Source organism: Citrobacter sp. Cpo032 (assembly GCF_030332975.1).
GTDB classification, from domain to species: Bacteria; Pseudomonadota; Gammaproteobacteria; order Enterobacterales; family Enterobacteriaceae; genus Citrobacter; species Citrobacter portucalensis.
In genome coordinates this window covers 498,094-517,300 of record NZ_JAOWGU010000052.1, presented here as the reverse complement: position 1 = coordinate 517,300, position 19,207 = coordinate 498,094, and the positions used below count along the sequence as shown (strand labels likewise).

The window sequence follows — 19,207 nt, the reverse complement described above, 5'->3', positions numbered from 1 at the left end:
ATGCGGCGTGCCGCCTTATCCGGCCTGCAGGGGCCGGGCTGAACGTATTTTGTAGGCCTGATAAGCGCAGCGCATCAGGCACATCACAACACCGCACCATCGGGTGCAAAGCTATATCCTGAGCCTCCATAACACAAGCCATCCTGCGGTATATGCAGTAAACCCCCAATCTGAATTTTCTGTATTACCTCCCGAAAATATCAGGATCGCCTGCGACAGTTACGTGTACCTTTATCTATAAGTAAGGGTCTATCCGGAGAATAAAGTGTTCGGAAAAATGGTATTAAACTACATGCCAGGGCTAAAAAATTTATTAGCGTACGATAAAAGCTGGCTAAAACATGATGTTAAAGCCGGGTTATCCGTTGCTGCCGTAGCACTACCGGTTGCGATTGCTTACGCTGAGTTGGCGGGAGTCGGGGCTATCGTCGGGTTATATTCCTGCGTTTTGCCAATGCTAGCTTATGCGCTGTTTGGTTCTTCCCGCCAATTGATTGTTGGTCCTGATGCCACGACCTGCGCGGTGATTGCGGCCGTTGTGGTTCCTCTTTCTGCCGGAAACCCAGAACTTCACTGGCAGTTGACAATTGTCATGACTGTGATGATGGGGGGATGGTGCCTGCTTGCCAGTAAATTTCGCCTGGGTGCGCTTGCTGACTTGCTTTCGCATCCCATTCTAACGGGTCTGCTTAACGGGGTTGCCGTGACGATTATTGTCGGGCAACTCGGTAAGGTGTTGGGGATTACGCTTGATGAAGAGCAAGTGATTGAGAAGATCATTGCCCTGCCTGGCCGACTCTCAGAAATTCATTTATTAACCTTAGGTATCTCCATCCTAACGTTAGCGATTTTAATAGCTATCAAAACGTTTCGTAGCCAATGGCCAGCACCGTTGATTGCTATTGTGATAACAACGGCGCTGGTATGGATTACATCTGCGCAGCAGTATGGGATTGCCACTATTGGGGGATCGGGCTTTCAGTCTGGTTTGCCCGTCGTTCACTGGGGATCGTTTCAGCCTGGTCTGGCGCGTGATTTATTGATCCCTGCGCTGAACCTGGCGTTAGTCAGTTTTGTTAGCCTGATGCTAACCGCTCGCAGTTTTGCCGCAAAAAACGGATACGAAATAAATGCTGATGCTGAGTTCAGGGCTTTGGGTGTCGCGAATCTAATGTCTGGCTTATCTCAGGGGTTTGCGATTAGCGGAGCCGATTCCCGGACTGCGGTAAATGATTCCTCTGGAGGGAAAAGCCAGCTTGTTTCCGTTGTTGCTGCCTTAATCATCGGAATCGTCGTGGTATTTTTCACGCAGCCATTACAATTTATTCCGGTATCTGCATTAGGCATTGTTCTAATTTATGCATCGTGGTCATTAATTGATTTACGCGGACTCTGGAACCTGAGGCGAAGAAATAAACCCGCATTTCGCCTGGCGTTCTTCACCTTTGGCTGTGTTCTGATTATTGGTGTTATTCAGGGGATTGGCCTTGCGGTATTGCTGGGTCTGTTGCAGTTCCTGCGCACAGTTTTTCGTCCTACTGAACACTTATTGGGAATTGACGAACATGGAATGATTCACTCATTAGGTAATTCAACTGATGTGAAAATGATCCCTGGCGTGTTGATGTACCGATTTAACTCACCGCTGACCTATTTTAATGTGGCTTATTTTAAGCGCCGCGTTTTGAATTTAGTCGATGGTGCAGTACTACAACCTAAATGGGTGGTCATTGACGCCGTTTCTTGCTTTACCTATTCAGATATCAGCGTTCTGGCAACCATTAATGAGTTAAAACGGGACCTGAAGGGGCGGCAGATTAAGTTAATTCTTGCGGGCCGAAAAACGGAGTTAACACGCTGGTTTAAGGAGAGTCGACCGACAATGAAAGATGACGACATGATTCTGGCACCAGACCTTTATTTGGCGCTCCGGTTCATTCAAAGCAAAGAAAGCATGAGTGAGGGTGAATCTGGCGTTGTTGAATAATGCAGATTTAGGTAAGTGATCAGGCTGGATGGAAGGTCTGGGGGCGGATTTTTCGTCCAGCAGGACCTGACATTGACCGGAATCCACAAAGCAAGGAAATCAGCCCGTAAACTGATTTTGCCGAATCAACATAACGCCGGTCCCGAGGTGCCTGTGGCGATGAACATGCCCAGGCACCCATTTGCTAAAGGGCGATCAGCATCCGCGCGGGGACGGTGAGATCCCCGGCAGAGCATTGATACCGACATGTTACCTGAAATATAGACAGCGTGACTGTTGTTAACCTTACGCTATGAATGCGACAGATCGCTTAAATGCTTTCCTTCCCATTGCTGGCTTCGAGCTCGCGGATCAAGCGCTTGTTGATCTTGCCGACGCTGGTTTTGGGAATTTCCGGGACTATCCTTATCTGTCGTGGGATCGCCCATTTATTGATGTGGCCGCGGTCGACGAATCCTTGCAGATGCGCCACTATGGCCTGCGGCTCCAGGTCCTCCCCTTCCTTACAAACCACCAGAGCCAGGGGGCGTTCGCCCCACTGTTCATCAGGTATCCCGACGACGGCTACCGACCTGACCGCCGCGTGTGAGCTGATGAGGCTCTCCAGCTCCAGCGTGCTTATCCACTCACCGCCCGTCTTGATTACGTCTTTGATGCGATCCTTGATTTCCACTATCCCATGGGGATCGATGGAGGCAATGTCGCCGGTATGCAGCCAACTGCCATTCCATAGCTCAGCTCCTTTCTCGGGTTCCTTCAGGTAGCCCTGAGTCAGCCAAGGGGCTCGCACCACTATTTCACCCAGGGCTTCGCCGTCGTGCACTACCTCCTGACCTTCGCCATCGACGATACGCAGATCCACCAACGGAACAGGCAGGCCGGTTCGAATCCGCAAAGGTAACTGCTCATCCATGGGAAGGGCCAGCTCGGCATCGCTTAAGTGGGTCATACAGAGCAGGGGACAGGTTTCAGACATACCATAGCCAGCGTGAATGCGTATGCCCTTATGGTGGGCCTGTGTCGCCAGTCCAAGGGACAGTGAACTGCCACCCAGCAACATCTTCCATCCCGACAGATCGGTCCGTGTGGCTTCGTCGCACTCGAGGATCATTTGCAAGATGGTTGGCACACAGTGCGAGAAGGTTACACCCTCATCGCGATAGAACCGTACCAGCTTGTTGGGTTCGTAACGACCGGGGTAGACCTGCTTCACACCCAGCATTGTTGCGACATAGGGAGCGCCCCAGGCGTGCACGTGAAACATAGGAGTGATCGGCATGTAGACATCGTTCGATCGTAGCAGCGACTGTCCCTCGTGGGCTGCCAGGAGGCCCAGCTCATTGAGCGTGTGCAGGACCAACTGACGATGGCTGAAGTAGACCCCCTTGGGATTGCCCGTGGTTCCAGTGGTGTAGAACAAGGTCGCTACCGAGTTTTCATCGAAGTCGGGGAAGTCAAAGCGATTTCCCGCTGCGGCCAGAAGGGTCTCATATTCCCCCAGCACCGGCAGGCTGGTTGCCTTCGATTCTTCGTCGCTAAGCTGGATGTATCCCCGGACAGTGGTCAGTGTCTCTGCCAGTGACTCGACAACCGGCAAGAAGTCGTCGTGCACCAGTACCAGGTTGTCCTCGGCATGATTCATGGTGTAAGCGATTTGGTCCGCCGAGAAGCGGACGTTCACCGTGTGTAACACGGCACCAATCATAGGCACCGCGAAGAAGCACTCGAGGGCGCGATGGCTGTCCCAATCTAGCAGGGCGACGGTGTCTCCAGGCATGACACCGGCCGCTGTCAGCATGTTTGCCAGGCGATGGATGCGCTGTTTGAGGGTGCGATAGTCGTAACGCAGCTTGTCGGCGTAGACGATTTCTCGCTCGGGATGAGAACGCCCACCCGACAGCAGCAAGCTCTTGATCAGCAGCGGATAGGCATGGGCTCCCTGCGCTGACTGTATGACTCTTGTTTTCACCATCCAGATTCCTCGTTGACTCATTATTTGCTCGGTATGATGGCAATTGTAGATGAAGGTTGGTATTTACTCCCTGGCGTTTGCTTCAGATGTCGAGGCGGCGCACCAACTCCAGCCCGTGGGGATGAATGTGCGTACCCTACAACGCCATCTGGAAGAGGGGGGGACCTTCAGCGAGCTTATCAATGAAGTGCGGCGCGACCTGGCGCTCCCGCAACAGTATTGTGCCCAAGGTTGTTCAGATAAATTACTCAAATTTAGCCTACGGTTAAGCACGCCAGACAAAGAGGTGTGCCTGATACCGCTATATTTTTTACAGTACCATCGTGGTTCCAGTGAAAGGTTTAACTGTCGTGATGAGGTGGGGTAGGAGTCACTGTGGGCAGAACGATAAGAAATCTCGCGGAACCCATAAAGCAAAAAACCCGCCATAGGCGGGTTCTTCTAAATAGTGGTGCCCGGACTCGGAATCGAACCAAGGACACGGGGATTTTCAATCCCCTGCTCTACCGACTGAGCTATCCGGGCAACGGGGCGCATTAAACCGTATTCACGTCTGTCAGTCAATCAAATTTCTGGAAACATTGTTCAACCGCTTAATATTACGGCAATCTGCATGGTTATGCCTGAAGTTTGCACAAAACTATCCGGCAGAGGCGACGAAAACAGATAATGCTCGCTTAGGTCAGCGCACCGCCCATTCGGCACTGGGCAAAGCGCAGGATATCTTCAGCCAGGCGGTGTGCCGTTTCGACATCAGCATGACTACGATTAACCAGCATGCGGCTCAGGCAGCCTTCCAGCACCAGTTCCATCTGTTTGGCGACCATTGCCGGGTCGTCAACTTCCAGCGTCGTCAGCAGCTCATGGGTGAAGTCATGTGCCGCCTTTTTTTGCTGATCGGCTAACTGATGGATCGGATGCCCGGGATCGGGATAAAACGTACAGGCGGCGATGAACAGACAGCCGGGATAGCGATTATTGCTCACGCATTCGGACAGCGCAGTGTAGCGCGCCAGTAATTTCTGCTCAGCGCTCAGCGTGTCATCCAGCAAAAGCTGACGCCGCCAGATATCCACCCGCTGGCTGAGGTAGCGTAGCGCATCGTACAGAATGGCCTCTTTATCGGGCCAAAAGCGCTGCAGTTCATCCAGAGGATAATCGATGCGTTCGGCCACCATTTCCAGCGTGGTATTGGCTATCCCTTGCACCTCAAGTAATTTCAGGGCTTCTCCCAGGACATCTTCACGTTGCACGGTATTCTCCTCCGTATTTCCTGTTGCAAGTGTCGCTCACGGTTGGCGATCGCGCAAATGTGCGCTGAAGGTCGCGGCATCCATAAAGCCCGTAACCCGAGCTTCCGGGTGCTCTTTCCCCTCGGCATCAAAGAACAAGATAGTCGGCAAACCTAAAACCTGTAGATGTTTCAGGAGAGCGACATCTTGGGTATTGTTTGCTGTCACATCCGCCTGCAATAGCACCGTGTTGCCTAGCGCTTGCTGAACTTGCGGATTACTGAACGTGTACTTTTCAAATTCCTTACAGGCTACACACCAGTCGGCATACAGATCCAGCATGACTGGCCTGCCTTTAGCTTGCGCCAGTGCTTGATTTAACGCATCTATCGATGCCACCGGCGTGAAGTTAAGATGTGCCTGGGTTTGAGCATGTGGCGCGCCGAACGCCCAATCTTGCAATGGACGTACGCTTACCAGTGCTGCGGCTAACAGGACAATCTGCACGATACGCATCCAGGCGTGCTTTGCCTGTAGGCTGGTGATGAACGCCCAGCCAAAGAACGCGACGCCTAGCAGTGACCATAAGCGAACGCCCCACTCGTCGCCAACGATACGTTCGAGTAAGAAGACGGGAAGCGCCAGAATGACAAAGCCAAAAGCGGTTTTGACATGCTCCATCCATGGGCCACTTTTAGGCAGTAGGCGGTTGCCAAATACGGTAATCAGCATCAGGGGTAATCCCATCCCCAACGCATACAGATACAGTGTGCCGCCTCCCAGCCACATGTTCCCGCTCTGAGCGATATACAGCAAAATCGCGCTTAGCGGGGCCGTTGTGCAAGGAGAACAGATGAGGCCAGCAATCGCCCCCATCGCAAAGACGCTGCCGGGAGATCCGCCTTGCTGGCGGTTACTCATTAGCGTGAGGCGCGTTTGCAGTGATGAAGGCAATTGCAGCGTGAACAGGCCAAACATCGACAGAGCCAGCAGCGTAAAGATGACGGCAAGGCCAATCAGGACGTAGGGATGCTGAAGCGCAGCCTGGAACTGCAAACCGGCGGCTGCAACAACCAAACCCAGCGCGGTATAGGTGAGCGCCATCCCTTGAACGTAGATAAACGTCAGCAGCAGTGCTCGTCCGGTTGATAAGCGTTGCTTGCCACCCAGTACGATACCGGAAATCAACGGATACATCGGCAATACGCAAGGCGTAAACGCGATACCAATTCCGATCAGCAATGCCCACAGCGCGGAGAAGGGGAGTTGGGCCGTGGGCTGCGGTTTTTCTTGCGGATCTGCAGTGGCTGGGGCTGGTGCAGGGGCCGCCGCGGAACCAGAAGACACTTCACTTAATGGCACCGTTTTTGTTTCTGGTGGATAGCAAAATCCGGCGTCGGCGCAGCCCTGGTATGTGACCGTTAATGTTGCGCCAGACTTAGCCTGATTGACCGCGATCGGGATAGTCAGCTGTTTACGGTAAATCTCACTTTTACCGTAAAACTCATCTTCATGCCAGACGCCGGGCGGCAGTTTTACCTCGGCAATATCGGCCTGAGATGGCGTAATGCTTATCTGTTTGCGATACAGATAGTAGCCATCTTTAACCTGCCATGTGAGGTTCAGATCGTGTTGGTTTTGCTGAAAATCAAAAACAAACGCCCGATCGGCAGGAACAAACTGCGAGCGGCCAGGCGCGTCAAATAATCCGGCAAAGGTAGATGTGCTGCACAGCAGCAGGATCAGCGTAAGGATGCGTTGAGCCATGAGCGGTAATCAAAGTCTCCGTGAGTGACGGGTAAAACCAGAAGTTCAGGTGTTTGATATGGATGATGTGACTTCAGGCAATCGAGAAGGGCTTGCTGGTGTGTGACGGTGGTTTTTAAAATCATCTGGACTTCATATTCCTGTTCCAGTTTGCCTTCCCAATAGTAGAGGGAGGTCGCACCGGGTAGCAGGGTCACGCAAGCAGCCAGCTTTTCCGCCAGCACTTTGGCGGCGAGATCCTGGGCGGTTGCTTCATCCGGGGCGGTACAGAGCACCACAACGGTATCGGGGATGGAAATATCCTGACTCTTTACATCAAGCATAAACACCTCGAAAGAACAGAGTAACCAGCAAAAGAATGGTCACTATACAACGGACGAGGGAAGGATGTTAGTTAAAGCGGGGTGGGGTGGAGGAACTGCAGGGCGCCCAGGCACCCTGCAGGAAAAACTTACAGCATGAAGCTGCCCAGCAAGAAGCCGAAGCAGACAGCCAGAACCACACCCAGAGTACCCGGGATGAAGAACGGATGGTTAAAGACGAATTTACCAATGCGAGTTGTACCGGTGTCATCCATCTGAACTGCCGCAACCAGAGTTGGGTAGGTTGGCAGAATGAACAGGCCAGAAACCGCGGCGAAAGACGCAACAGCAGTCAGTGGGGAAACGTTCAGAGCCAGAGCCATCGGCATCAGTGCTTTAGCGGTTGCAGCCTGAGAGTACAGCAGTGCAGAAGCAAAGAAGAAGATGACAGCCAGCAGCCACGGATGACCCTGAATTACGCTACCTGCAGTATCTTTGATCCAGTCAATGTTGTGAGATACGAAGGTATCACCCAGCCATGCAACACCCAGGATACAAATACAGGCGCTCATACCGGCTTTGAAAGTGCTGGAGTTCAGGATGGAGTCAGTTTCAACGCGGCAGATGATCGTGGTCAGCGTCGCGATGCTCAGCATGATGATCAAGATTGCGTTGGTGGTGTTCATCAGCGGTTTAGCGACCAGACCGAGGCTTGGGCTGTTGACGATCGCATATACGACGACACAAACCACGCCCAGCAGGAACAACCAAACAGAAGTTTTTGCGCCCGCTTTGATTTCAACTTGTCTTTCACCACGCAGTTCAACCAGGCCTTCTTCCAGACGCTTACGATAAATCGGATCGTCAGACAGTTTGGAGTTGAACAGCGCAGTTACCAGGAAGGACATGACCAGAACAGCCAGCAGGGTGGACGGAATGACCACGGACAGCAGGTGAATGTAGCTGATGCCATGACCTTCCATTACGGAAGACATGTAAACCACGGCTGCGGAGATTGGAGAAGCCGTAATCGCAATCTGTGCAGAAACCACTGCAGTAGAGAGCGGACGGCAAGGTTTGATCCCTTGTTCTTTCGCAACTTCAGCGATAACTGGCAGCGTTGCCAGAGAGATGTTGCCGGTACCTGCGAAGATAGTCAGGAAATAGGTCACGATAGGTGCAAGGATCGTGATGTATTTCGGGTTTTTACGCAGCAGTTTTTCAGTTTGATGAACCAGATAGTCCAGACCACCTGCAATCTGCATAGCTGAAATGGCAGCGATAACCGCCATGATGATGGAAATAACATCGAACGGGATATTACCGGGTTTTACGCCGATAGCGGCGAGAACCAGAACACCCAGCCCACCTGCAAATCCAATACCGATACCCCCAAGTCTGGCACCTAAAAAGATTGCCAGCAAAACGATGATAAGTTCTAAAACTATCATATTAGCCTTCCTTGTTGTTTAACAAGTTGATATTAAATTGTTGTTTTTAAGTAACTTCGAGTAAGAAAAAAGGCACGTCATCATGACGTGCCTTCTCCGGTACTACCCTACACGATTACTGTTCGCTTTCATCAGTATAACGTTTTGCTTTATAAGCAGGGTGCATCAGGTTCTGTGCAGAGAAGATATCGTCCAGTTCAGACTCGGTCAACAGACCGCGCTCCAGGACAACTTCACGTACGCTCTTACCGGTTTCGGCACAAATTTTACCGACGATGTCGCCGTTGTGGTGACCAATGAACGGGTTGAGGTAAGTAACGATGCCGATAGAGTTGAATACAAACGCTTCACAGACTTCTTTGTTAGCAGTGATACCACTAACGCATTTTTCCAGCAGGTTGTAGCAAGCATTACTCAGAATGTGAATGGATTCAAACATTGCCTGACCAATGACCGGCTCCATTACGTTCAGCTGCAGCTGACCAGCTTCAGATGCCATGGTTACAGTGATGTCGTTACCGATGACTTTGAAGCACACCTGATTTACGACTTCCGGAACAACCGGGTTCACTTTAGCTGGCATGATAGAAGAACCAGCCTGCAGTTCCGGCAGGTTGATCTCGTTCAGACCCGCACGCGGACCAGAGGAGAGCAAACGCAGGTCGTTACAGATTTTGGACATCTTCACAGCCAGACGTTTCAGTGCGCCGTGCACCATAACGTATGCGCCACAGTCAGAAGTTGCTTCAATCAGGTCTTCTGCAGGAACACAGGCGAAGCCGGTGACTTCAGCCAGTTTCTGTACTGCCAGCGGAGAGTACTCTTTCGGCGTGTTCAGACCAGTACCGATTGCTGTCGCGCCGAGGTTAACTTCCAGCAGCAGCTCAGCGGTACGGCTAATGTTTTTCACTTCTTCTTTCAACAGTACGCTAAAAGCATGGAATTCCTGACCGAGGGTCATCGGTACAGCATCCTGCAGCTGGGTACGACCCATTTTCAGGATGTCCTGGAATTCAACAGCTTTTTTCTCGAAGCCTTCGCGCAGCTGGTTCAGTGCATCAATCAGTTTGATGATGGATGCGTATACAGCGATACGGAAGCCAGTTGGGTATGCGTCGTTGGTAGACTGACATTTGTTAACGTGGTCGTTCGGGTTCAGGTACTGATATTCACCTTTCTGGTGACCCATCAGTTCCAGACCGATATTGGCCAGAACTTCGTTGGTGTTCATGTTGACGGAGGTACCCGCACCACCCTGGTAAACGTCTACCGGGAACTGATCCATGCATTTTCCGTTATTCAGGACTTCATCACACGCCGCGATGATGGCATTTGCCACACTCTTAGGAATGGTTTGCAGCTCTTTGTTGGCCATAGCCGCTGCCTTTTTAACCATTACCATACCGCGAACAAATTCAGGAATATCGCTGATTTTGTTGTTGCTAATGTAGAAGTTTTCAATCGCTCTCAGAGTGTGGACACCGTAGTAGGCGTCCGCTGGAACTTCCCTGGTACCCAACAAGTCTTCTTCGATACGAATGTTGTTTAACATGTGAACCTTCTTTTTCAAGCTGCCAATGATTTGACTAAACACACAGGATATATGTGATTTCGATTGTTTCTCGACCGACGATTATCCCCTGCATCGGTCTGATACCCGAGATCATATGCTGGTTCAGGATTTCTACCGTAATCTGGATCACTTAAAGCGTGGAATTTACCCCTTATTTATTATTCTGTGAAATGGATCACCCCTTTGTGATTAACCCCAAATATTAGTGTACAAGCCACTTGAAATTTTGCTAACCACCACAATATCAAATCGATGCGATTAACATAATTTTTCGAACAGAAGTTGAACAAAACGGCTGTTATTAACAGGAGATCCCTTTGCGCTGGATACCATTACTTGCCATTTTTCTCTATGTTTACATAGAGATATCTATTTTTATTCAGGTTGCCCATGTGATGGGCGTCCTGATGACGCTGATTTTGGTTATTTTTACATCGGTTATCGGTATGTCTCTGGTTCGTAATCAGGGATTTAAGAACTTTTTACTGATGCAACAGAAAATGGCGGCAGGTGAAAGTCCGGCTGCAGAAATGATCAAAAGCGTATCGCTGATTATTGCCGGTCTGCTGTTGGTGCTGCCCGGATTTTTCACCGATTTCCTCGGTCTTCTTCTTTTATTACCCCCGGTGCAAAAACATCTGACGATGAAACTGCTGCCACATTTGCGTTTTTCGCGTATGCCTGGCGGTGGTTTTAGCGCCGGAACGGGTGGCGGTGAGACTTTTGATGGTGAATTTCAGCGCAAGGATGACAAGCGCGACAGCATCGAACATAAAGACGATCGTCGGGATTAAGCATCAGTATGTAGGCCGGATAAGCGTTAGCGTCATCCGGCAAAAGTGTTTATAGGCCGGATGATGGCGTCAACGTTGCCTTATCCGGCCTGCGGGGTAAAAACAGCCACAGTCCTGCCAGCATAATCAACGCGTACAGACTCTTCCAGCCGACCATCGCCAGTAGCAGTAGGCATAGCAGACCGCCAATGACCGCCAGTACGCGATAATGCCCTTTCAGTAATCGACAACCTGCCAGCATGCACAGCAGATAAATCATAATAAAGATGCCGTTGGCGTAGACGATTAACGCATCGAGATTGATTTGCAGCATATAGATGCACAGAGTACTGATTACGCAACAGCCCAATACGGCGTTTAGCGCTTTGCGCGGAAGGTGTCGGGGGGACAGACGAGCCAGATAACTCTCCGGCTTATACTGCGCTTGCGACCAGACCAGCCGGGCGAAGCTTTGTATATAAATGTTGAGGCTGGCAAAACAGGCCAGATAACCAATGATGCAGGCGACCCACAGAGCTTGTACGCCAAACAGTTGCACGACGATCTCTGGCAGCGACGCTGCGGCCGCCATTTGCTCGCCGTAGGCACCAAAATGGAGAACGACAACGGTGCATGCCCAATAAACAGACCCTGCCAGCAGCAGGCCGATCATCAGTGCGCGTGGGAAGTCTCGCTCCGGATTTTTGAATTCAGACGCCAGGTGAGCAAACGCTTCAAGGCCGACAAAGCACCAGAACATGACCGACAACGCGGCGAACAGGCCGGGAAGCTCAATATCGGTAATCGCAGGGAAGGGGATTTCGCCAGGTGTCAGATCGCCCGCCCACCAGATAGCAACAATCAGGGCAACAATCAGTCCTGCAATGACCGTTTGTAGATTCGCGCTGGAGCTAGCGCCGCGGGAGCCGATGTACCAAACCAATGCCAGCGTACCGAGCTCAGCCAGCAAAAGCTGCTCGTCATGCCAGCCAAACATCGCCTGACCGAATCCGGCGGCGATATGCAATGCCGCAGGCAAACCGACAGGAATGACCGACAAAAATAGCCATCCGGTGACGCGCTCCAGGCGTGAACCAAAGGCCATGCCGACAAAATGCGCCACACCGCCTGCGCTGGGAAAATGACGACCCAGTACGGCGAAGACAATTGCCACAGGAAAGACCAAAACAATCAGCACCGGCCATGCCCACAGGCTGTTGTTGCCCGCAACCAGTGCGGCCAGCGCGGGGACGGCAAAAACGCCTGTACCTAACAATGATGTCGACAACAGGCCAACGCCCTGAGCCAGTCCCAGCTCTTGTTTCAGTCCGCTCATAAGTTGTTATCCGGTTATGCCCATTGACCGGGCTACAGCGCAGATTTTTGATGGTATCACAATCAGATTTGCTTATGACGACGTGACTGAAATCGTTATGAAATGTGAGGTGCGTCGGCGTTTTGACGGGATTTTCTGCTGATAAAAAATTTTTTTCGCTTGCCCCCTTGAAGGCACAAAACCCCATCCCCATCTCTCTGGTCACTAGCCGGGAAACCGTTTACGGGCCGGCGTCACCCATAACTGATAAAGACTTTCTCAAAGGAGAGCTATCAATGAGTATTCGTCCGTTACATGATCGTGTGATCGTCAAACGTAAAGAAGTTGAATCCAAATCTGCTGGCGGCATCGTACTGACTGGTTCTGCAGCAGGTAAATCAACTCGTGGCGAAATCATCGCTGTCGGTAAGGGTCGCATCCTGGACAACGGTACCGTACAGCCGCTGGACGTGAAAGTCGGCGATATCGTTATTTTCAACGATGGCTACGGAGTTAAATCTGAGAAGATCGACAATGAAGAAGTGTTGATCATGTCTGAAAGCGACATCCTGGCGATTGTTGAAGCCTAATCCGCGAACGACACTGAACATACGAATTTAAGGGAAAGAGAAAATGGCAGCTAAAGACGTAAAATTCGGTAACGACGCTCGTGTGAAAATGCTGCGCGGCGTAAACGTACTGGCAGATGCAGTGAAAGTTACCCTCGGTCCAAAAGGCCGTAACGTAGTTCTGGATAAATCTTTCGGTGCACCGACCATCACTAAAGATGGTGTTTCCGTAGCACGTGAAATCGAACTGGAAGACAAGTTCGAAAACATGGGTGCGCAGATGGTGAAAGAAGTTGCCTCTAAAGCGAACGACGCTGCAGGTGACGGTACCACCACCGCAACCGTACTGGCTCAGTCCATCATCACTGAAGGTCTGAAAGCCGTTGCTGCGGGCATGAACCCGATGGATCTGAAACGTGGTATCGACAAAGCTGTCGCTGCTGCTGTTGAAGAACTGAAAGCACTGTCAGTACCGTGCTCCGACTCTAAAGCTATTGCTCAGGTTGGTACCATCTCCGCTAACTCCGACGAAACCGTAGGTAAACTGATCGCTGAAGCGATGGACAAAGTCGGTAAAGAAGGCGTGATCACCGTTGAAGACGGTACCGGTCTGCAGGACGAACTGGACGTGGTTGAAGGTATGCAGTTCGACCGTGGCTACCTGTCTCCTTACTTCATCAACAAGCCGGAAACTGGCGCAGTAGAACTGGAAAGCCCGTTCATCCTGCTGGCTGACAAGAAAATCTCCAACATCCGCGAAATGCTGCCGGTTCTGGAAGCTGTAGCGAAAGCAGGCAAACCGCTGCTGATCATCGCTGAAGATGTTGAAGGCGAAGCGCTGGCAACTCTGGTTGTTAACACCATGCGCGGTATCGTGAAAGTCGCTGCGGTTAAAGCACCTGGCTTCGGCGATCGTCGTAAAGCAATGCTGCAGGATATCGCTACCCTGACCGGTGGTACCGTTATCTCTGAAGAGATCGGTATGGAGCTGGAAAAAGCAACTCTGGAAGATCTGGGTCAGGCGAAACGCGTTGTTATCAACAAAGATACCACCACCATCATCGATGGCGTGGGCGACGAAGCTGCAATCCAGGGTCGCGTGACTCAGATTCGTCAGCAGATCGAAGAAGCAACTTCTGACTATGACCGTGAAAAACTGCAGGAGCGCGTAGCGAAACTGGCAGGCGGCGTTGCGGTTATCAAAGTTGGTGCTGCGACTGAAGTTGAAATGAAAGAGAAGAAAGCCCGCGTTGAAGATGCCCTGCACGCTACCCGTGCTGCGGTAGAAGAAGGCGTGGTTGCTGGTGGTGGTGTTGCGCTGATTCGCGTAGCGTCTAAAATTGCCGGCCTGAAAGGTCAGAACGAAGACCAAAACGTAGGTATCAAAGTTGCGCTGCGCGCAATGGAATCCCCACTGCGTCAAATCGTACTGAACTGCGGCGAAGAGCCATCTGTAGTGGCTAACACCGTAAAAGCGGGTGACGGTAACTACGGTTACAACGCTGCAACTGAAGAATACGGCAACATGATCGACATGGGTATCCTGGATCCAACCAAAGTAACTCGTTCTGCTCTGCAGTACGCGGCTTCTGTTGCGGGTCTGATGATCACCACCGAGTGCATGGTTACCGACCTGCCGAAAGGCGATGCGCCTGACTTAGGTGCTGCCGGTATGGGTGGCATGGGTGGAATGGGCGGCATGATGTAATTGCCTACACCCTGCATCCTTCAGGCCGCAGATGCGTTGGCTGCGTTTGCTAACCCCAGTCACTTACTTGAGTAAGCTCCTGGGGATTAACAAACTGGCCGCCTTCCTGCAACCAGAATGATTTGGGTGCTCATCTCCCAGAATTGAGAAACCCTCGGGCAGAAATGTCTGGGGGTTTTTCTTTTGGTCATCTTTTTAGTATATGATTCAGCTACGGACATAAGGTCCAACTAATTGAATATGGGGAATGACATGCACGTGAAATATTTAGCAGGGATCGTTGGTGCCGCGCTACTGATGGCGGGTTGTAGCTCCAGCAACGAACTGAGTTCTGCCGGGCAAAGCGTCCGTTTTGTTGAAGACAAGCCTGGCGCAGAGTGCCAATTGATAGGCACTGCAACCGGTAAGCAAAGCAACTGGCTTTCAGGCCAGCACGGCGAAGAGGGCGGCTCAATGCGTGGCGCAGCAAACGATCTGCGTAACCAGGCTGCGGCAATGGGCGGTAACGTGATTTATGGCGTCAGCAGCCCATCGCAGGGAATGCTGTCCAGCTTTGTTCCTACCGCCAGTGAGATGATTGGACAGGTTTATAAGTGCCCTAATTGAGAACTGCTGCTGATGCCGGATGGCGACGCTAAATCGTCTTATCCGGCCTACGGTACGAATGATCGTAGGCCTGATAAGCGCAGCGCCATCAGGCATTCTGAGTCTTATGCGCAGACTGAACGCGTAAATGATGCAATGCGCGCAGGCACTGATCCTGATTGAGCTTTTGCGTCTTATCACCCGTCAACGTTCTGACAAACACCTGGCACGGTACACCGGCAAGTTTTTTCAGCCGCGGGCTGAAGTCGAGAAGGCGGCGAGCAATGGCTTCGGCTTCTTTGCTACCGGAAAGGGCGCGAGTTTTCACTACCGAACCACAGAACTGGGCTTTTCCTTTATCATCTGTATAGCGGTAAATAATCGCCAGATAATGATTAAACAGGTTATGTTTCCATTCGGGTTGTGTATAAGAGTCGTATTCCAGATTGTCGTTTTGCTGACAATCAACATCGTACAGCGGCAGGAAATCCAGCAGCGATGTTATTCGTAGCGCGAGTTCTCTCATGCCAGCATTATTTATTGCGTGAATAATTGCATGCGCCAGCACCTGAATCTGTAATTCATTAACCAGTAATTCGCATGTTTGTCCGTCATGCAACGTCAGAGAAAATGTTAAATTCTCGCCTTTGTCATCCACTAACATCAGCGAATTTATGCGACGGTTAATATCCGCATTTTTTAGTTCATCTTCCTGAATTGACGGGATATTCTCGTGCATTTTTTTGCTGGCTTTATCACATGTCTTTTCATATTGCATACGCTCGTCTGTGTTTAGCTGTGAAATGGCGTACAGCCGGCTCTCCAGCGCGATAAGCAGGTCTCTAAGTCCAAGTGGAGAGAGAAAAAAGAGAGATTCTTTGTTTCTTGGTTCTTTTATTTTTAATGCCATGGCAACAAATTCATTCTTTTGGCGAATAATGCCAGTATTAACGCCCTTAATACTTATAGCCATAAAAGGTTCTCCCTAACCATATATTTATTAATATTCTGCATTTGAAACTATTGATAAAATTTACGAATGAATAATTGAACTGCGCTAATTAAAATAGCACAGATTAAAAGCGAGGCTCCACTTGTGGGTATTTAAATAATAAGTAATCGTGGTGAGTGTCCGGAATCGGACACTCAGTAATAGCTATTGTTGACGTAACTGCAGATCCAGCGGTGTTTTACTTGGCTCTCCACCAATTTCACGCGCCAGTTTGGGGACCATATAGCCGGAAACTAGCGTCAGAAGCTCACGCATAATGCGACGCGCTTCATCGTCGCTGACCATAAAGTGTGCGGCACCCTGCACTTTATCCAGCACGTGCAGGTAATAGGGCATCACACCGGCATCAAACAGTGCGTTGCTAAGGTTAGCCAGGGTTTGTGCGTTATCGTTCACGCCACGCAGCAATACGCTTTGGTTGAGTAACGTAACGCCCGCGGCGCGCAGACTGCTCATCGCCTGGCGAAACGTCTGATCAATTTCATTGGCATGGTTAATGTGATTGACCAGCAGAATCTGCAAGGAGGAGTGCGCAAAGCGCTCGACCAGTCCTTCTGTAATGCGCGCCGGGATCACTATCGGCAAACGGCTGTGAATACGCAGACGCTTAATGTGCGGGATAGCTTCCAGTTGCGTGAGCAACCAGTCCAGTTCGTGGTCCTTGGCCATTAACGGATCGCCACCAGAGAAGATGATTTCATCCAGCTCAGGGTGCGCGTTAATGTAGTCGAGGGCGACCTGCCAGTTGCGCTTATTGCCCTGATTTTCGGCGTATGGGAAATGCCGGCGGAAGCAATAGCGACAATTTACCGCGCAACCGCCTTTAACCAGCAGCAGTGCCCGATTGCGATATTTATGCAGCAGACCGGGAACCACGCTGTGCTGTTCTTCCAGTGGATCGGTTGAGTAGCCTGGCGCGGCCACAAACTCTTCCTGGGCAGTCAGTACCTGACGTAAAAGCGGATCGTCCGGGTTGCCTTTCTCCATGCGGGCAATAAACGCACGCGGCACGCGCAGGGCGAAAAGCCGTCTCGCGTCGCGTCCGGCCAACAGTTTTTCATCTGCATCTATGTTCAAAAGATGCAGAAGTTCATCGGGATCGGTCACAACATCGGCAAGTTGCGATAACCAATCTTCTCTGGATGGGGTATTTAGGGTTACAATATGCGCCATTTTGTGGCTTAGCTACCAGTTAACAATTTTCAGAGGGCCTTATGGCAACGTACTATAGCAACGATTTTCGTGCTGGTCTTAAAATCATGTTGGACGGCGAACCTTATGCGGTTGAAGCCAGCGAATTCGTTAAACCAGGTAAAGGCCAGGCGTTTGCGCGCGTTAAGCTGCGTCGCCTGCTGACCGGTACTCGCGTAGAGAAAACCTTCAAGTCTACTGACTCCGCTGAAGGCGCAGACGTAGCCGACATGAACCTGACCTTCCTGTATAGCGACGGTGAGTTCTGGCACTTTATGAATAACACCACTTTCGAACAGCTGGCTGCAGACGAGAAAGCGGTAGGCGATAACGCTAAATGGCTGCTGGACCAGGCTGAATGCATCGTGACCCTGTGGAACGGTCAGCCGATCTCCGTAACTCCGCCGAACTTCGTTGAGCTGGAAGTTGTTGAAACCGACCCAGGTCTGAAAGGCGATACCGCTGGTACTGGCGGCAAACCGGCTACCCTGTCTACCGGCGCAGTCGTTAAAGTTCCGCTGTTCGTACAGATCGGCGAAGTGATCAAAGTGGATACCCGCTCCGGCGAATACGTTTCTCGCGTAAAATAAGTCTTCCATTTGATCTTATGGCGCAGGTTGCTGCGCCATACTTTTTCCAGGGCAGGAATGATGAAACGTCTTCTCGGTCTTGTAATGCTACTCCTTTTCACCAGCACCCTCCTGACAGGATGCAATACCGCGCGCGGCTTCGGTGAAGACATTAAACATCTTGGCAATTCAATTTCTCACGCCGCCAGCTAATCCTTTCATATAGTCTTAAAAACGGTTGTTTATCCATCACACTCCCGGATCTTGTCTATTATTAAGTAGCTATACACAAACAATATTGGCTAGAAAAGGAAGACGTTATGGTTAAGAAGACAATTGCTGCGATCTTTTCTGTGTTGGTACTTTCTTCCGTTTTAACCGCGTGTAATACCACACGAGGCGTAGGACAGGATATCTCTGAAGGCGGTAGCGCAATCTCTGGTGCAGCGACAAAAGCTCAGCAATAGCAATAATGAAGAACGGTACGACGTCGTGTCGTACCGTTAATCACCCCTCCTTGGGAGTGACAGGAACGGCGAGAAGCGGTTCCCCAGGTGCAGTTTCATACGGATATTCCGCTTATAGGTGTAGACCGTTTTGCCATGAATGCTGAGCGCGGCGGCAATGGCATTGTTACTCACACCATCCATCCACATTGATAATACTTTCTCCTCTTGCGGCGTAAGCAAAGGCGTGGCGTTTTTGGCTATTTCTAATGCGGGGCGAACCTGAAGCGCTTCCTGAATTGTGTGGGAGAGTGTGTTCAGCGTGGTGTGCTTGGTCAAGACCGAATGGGCTACGGATTGAGAGGGCACGATGGGGGCATGCTGTCTGTCTGCTGATTGCAGTAAAATCAGTGGGATGACGCCACAACTCATAAAAAAAGGTTTAATTGGCGGACTGGAGTGCGTCTCGCTAATAAAACTGTATAAATCCGCGATCACCAGATGCGGTTTCCATTGCAAAATATGCTCTTTTGCTAACAGGAGATTATTGATTCCTGATACCAGAAATGAGGAGCTGAACCTGCCAGAATGATTAAGCAAGGCCTCTATCCCTGTGCGGGTAAAGTGGCACCGGTCAATCACTAAAATTTTAAGCATAAACGTTTCGCATTCAGAAGAGGGGCAATCGACTTTCTGGTTTCAGAAAGCCCTTCATCATAGAGAACTCCGATGAGTGCCAAATGCGGGAACTACGC

General features: G+C 50.8%; 19 protein-coding genes and 1 tRNA gene. 9 read left to right on the top strand and 11 right to left on the bottom strand.

The window, feature by feature from the left end; all coding sequences use genetic code 11:
* Positions 1–265 precede the first annotated feature (265 nt).
* Positions 266–1,987, top strand: a complete 1,722-nt coding sequence (locus OGY33_RS24440) for a SulP family inorganic anion transporter (protein ID WP_008785980.1) — start codon at positions 266–268, stop codon at positions 1,985–1,987.
* Positions 1,988–2,297: 310 nt separating this feature from the next.
* Here the strand turns inward: OGY33_RS24440 and OGY33_RS24435 are convergent, their stop codons facing one another.
* Entirely contained in the window at positions 2,298–3,959 is a 1,662-nt protein-coding gene (locus tag OGY33_RS24435; RefSeq protein WP_286572447.1) for a fatty acid--CoA ligase, read from the bottom strand.
* A gap of 49 nt (positions 3,960–4,008) precedes the next feature.
* Here OGY33_RS24435 and OGY33_RS24430 point away from each other — a divergent pair, with 49 nt between their 5' ends.
* Positions 4,009–4,326, top strand: a complete 318-nt coding sequence (locus OGY33_RS24430; RefSeq protein ID WP_048236310.1) for a helix-turn-helix transcriptional regulator — start codon at positions 4,009–4,011, stop codon at positions 4,324–4,326.
* 82 nt (positions 4,327–4,408) lie between these two features.
* Here the strand turns inward: OGY33_RS24430 and OGY33_RS24425 are convergent.
* From OGY33_RS24425 to aspA, 6 genes are all read right to left on the bottom strand, one after another.
* A tRNA-Phe gene (locus OGY33_RS24425) sits at positions 4,409–4,484 on the bottom strand.
* 152 nt (positions 4,485–4,636) lie between these two features.
* A complete protein-coding gene (locus OGY33_RS24420) occupies positions 4,637–5,212 on the bottom strand; it encodes a transcriptional regulator (protein WP_008785982.1) in 576 nt (191 codons plus the stop codon).
* Between the two features lie 36 nt (positions 5,213–5,248).
* Complete coding sequence (locus OGY33_RS24415) at positions 5,249–6,958, bottom strand: protein-disulfide reductase DsbD (protein WP_191238923.1); 1,710 nt, start codon at positions 6,956–6,958, stop codon at positions 5,249–5,251.
* Positions 6,934–7,281, bottom strand: a complete 348-nt coding sequence (cutA, locus tag OGY33_RS24410) for a divalent cation tolerance protein CutA (RefSeq protein WP_003025447.1) — start codon at positions 7,279–7,281, stop codon at positions 6,934–6,936. Before cutA ends, OGY33_RS24415 begins: the two co-directional genes overlap by 25 nt.
* 128 nt (positions 7,282–7,409) lie before the next feature.
* A complete protein-coding gene (gene dcuA, locus OGY33_RS24405; protein WP_003830670.1) occupies positions 7,410–8,711 on the bottom strand; it encodes an anaerobic C4-dicarboxylate transporter DcuA in 1,302 nt (433 codons plus the stop codon).
* Positions 8,712–8,826: 115 nt separating this feature from the next.
* Positions 8,827–10,263, bottom strand: a complete 1,437-nt coding sequence (gene aspA, locus OGY33_RS24400) for an aspartate ammonia-lyase (protein WP_048215096.1) — start codon at positions 10,261–10,263, stop codon at positions 8,827–8,829.
* A gap of 338 nt (positions 10,264–10,601) precedes the next feature.
* Between aspA and OGY33_RS24395 the strand changes: the two genes are divergently transcribed.
* A complete protein-coding gene (locus OGY33_RS24395) occupies positions 10,602–11,078 on the top strand; it encodes an FxsA family protein (RefSeq protein ID WP_003025457.1) in 477 nt (158 codons plus the stop codon).
* Positions 11,079–11,127: 49 nt separating this feature from the next.
* Here the strand turns inward: OGY33_RS24395 and yjeH are convergent, their stop codons facing one another.
* Entirely contained in the window at positions 11,128–12,393 is a 1,266-nt protein-coding gene (gene yjeH, locus OGY33_RS24390) for an L-methionine/branched-chain amino acid transporter (RefSeq protein WP_191238922.1), read from the bottom strand.
* A 275-nt stretch (positions 12,394–12,668) separates the two neighbouring features.
* Here yjeH and OGY33_RS24385 point away from each other — a divergent pair, with 275 nt between their 5' ends.
* The 3 genes from OGY33_RS24385 (at position 12,669) to OGY33_RS24375 (ending at position 15,255) form a co-directional block, all read left to right on the top strand.
* A complete protein-coding gene (locus OGY33_RS24385; RefSeq protein ID WP_000027827.1) occupies positions 12,669–12,962 on the top strand; it encodes a co-chaperone GroES in 294 nt (97 codons plus the stop codon).
* 43 nt (positions 12,963–13,005) lie between these two features.
* Positions 13,006–14,649 carry a chaperonin GroEL gene (groL, locus tag OGY33_RS24380; protein WP_003830576.1) on the top strand — a complete coding sequence of 548 codons (1,644 nt, stop codon included), beginning with the start codon at positions 13,006–13,008 and terminating at the stop codon, positions 14,647–14,649.
* Between the two features lie 252 nt (positions 14,650–14,901).
* Entirely contained in the window at positions 14,902–15,255 is a 354-nt protein-coding gene (locus OGY33_RS24375) for a DUF4156 domain-containing protein (protein WP_003025468.1), read from the top strand.
* An 88-nt stretch (positions 15,256–15,343) separates the two neighbouring features.
* On the opposite strand, the gene yjeJ is transcribed toward OGY33_RS24375, so the two are convergent.
* On the bottom strand, positions 15,344–16,207 hold the full coding sequence (gene yjeJ, locus OGY33_RS24370; RefSeq protein ID WP_191238921.1) for a YjeJ family protein: 864 nt from the start codon (positions 16,205–16,207) through the stop codon (positions 15,344–15,346).
* A 183-nt stretch (positions 16,208–16,390) separates the two neighbouring features.
* Positions 16,391–17,419, bottom strand: coding sequence for an EF-P beta-lysylation protein EpmB (gene epmB / locus OGY33_RS24365; RefSeq protein ID WP_048236301.1), 1,029 nt, complete (start codon positions 17,417–17,419; stop codon positions 16,391–16,393).
* Positions 17,420–17,460: 41 nt separating this feature from the next.
* On the opposite strand from epmB, the gene efp reads away from it, so the two are divergent.
* The 3 genes from efp to ecnB all read left to right on the top strand — a co-directional run bounded on the left by efp (position 17,461) and on the right by ecnB (position 18,473).
* Complete coding sequence (efp, locus tag OGY33_RS24360) at positions 17,461–18,027, top strand: elongation factor P (RefSeq protein ID WP_003025478.1); 567 nt, start codon at positions 17,461–17,463, stop codon at positions 18,025–18,027.
* 57 nt (positions 18,028–18,084) lie between these two features.
* Entirely contained in the window at positions 18,085–18,219 is a 135-nt protein-coding gene (gene ecnA / locus OGY33_RS24355; RefSeq protein WP_003830568.1) for a lipoprotein antitoxin entericidin A, read from the top strand.
* Between the two features lie 107 nt (positions 18,220–18,326).
* On the top strand, positions 18,327–18,473 hold the full coding sequence (gene ecnB / locus OGY33_RS24350; RefSeq protein WP_003025482.1) for a lipoprotein toxin entericidin B: 147 nt from the start codon (positions 18,327–18,329) through the stop codon (positions 18,471–18,473).
* A gap of 36 nt (positions 18,474–18,509) precedes the next feature.
* Here ecnB and OGY33_RS24345 read toward each other — a convergent pair whose 3' ends face one another.
* A complete protein-coding gene (locus OGY33_RS24345; protein WP_103015393.1) occupies positions 18,510–19,109 on the bottom strand; it encodes a LuxR C-terminal-related transcriptional regulator in 600 nt (199 codons plus the stop codon).
* Between the last annotated feature and the right edge of the window lie 98 nt (positions 19,110–19,207).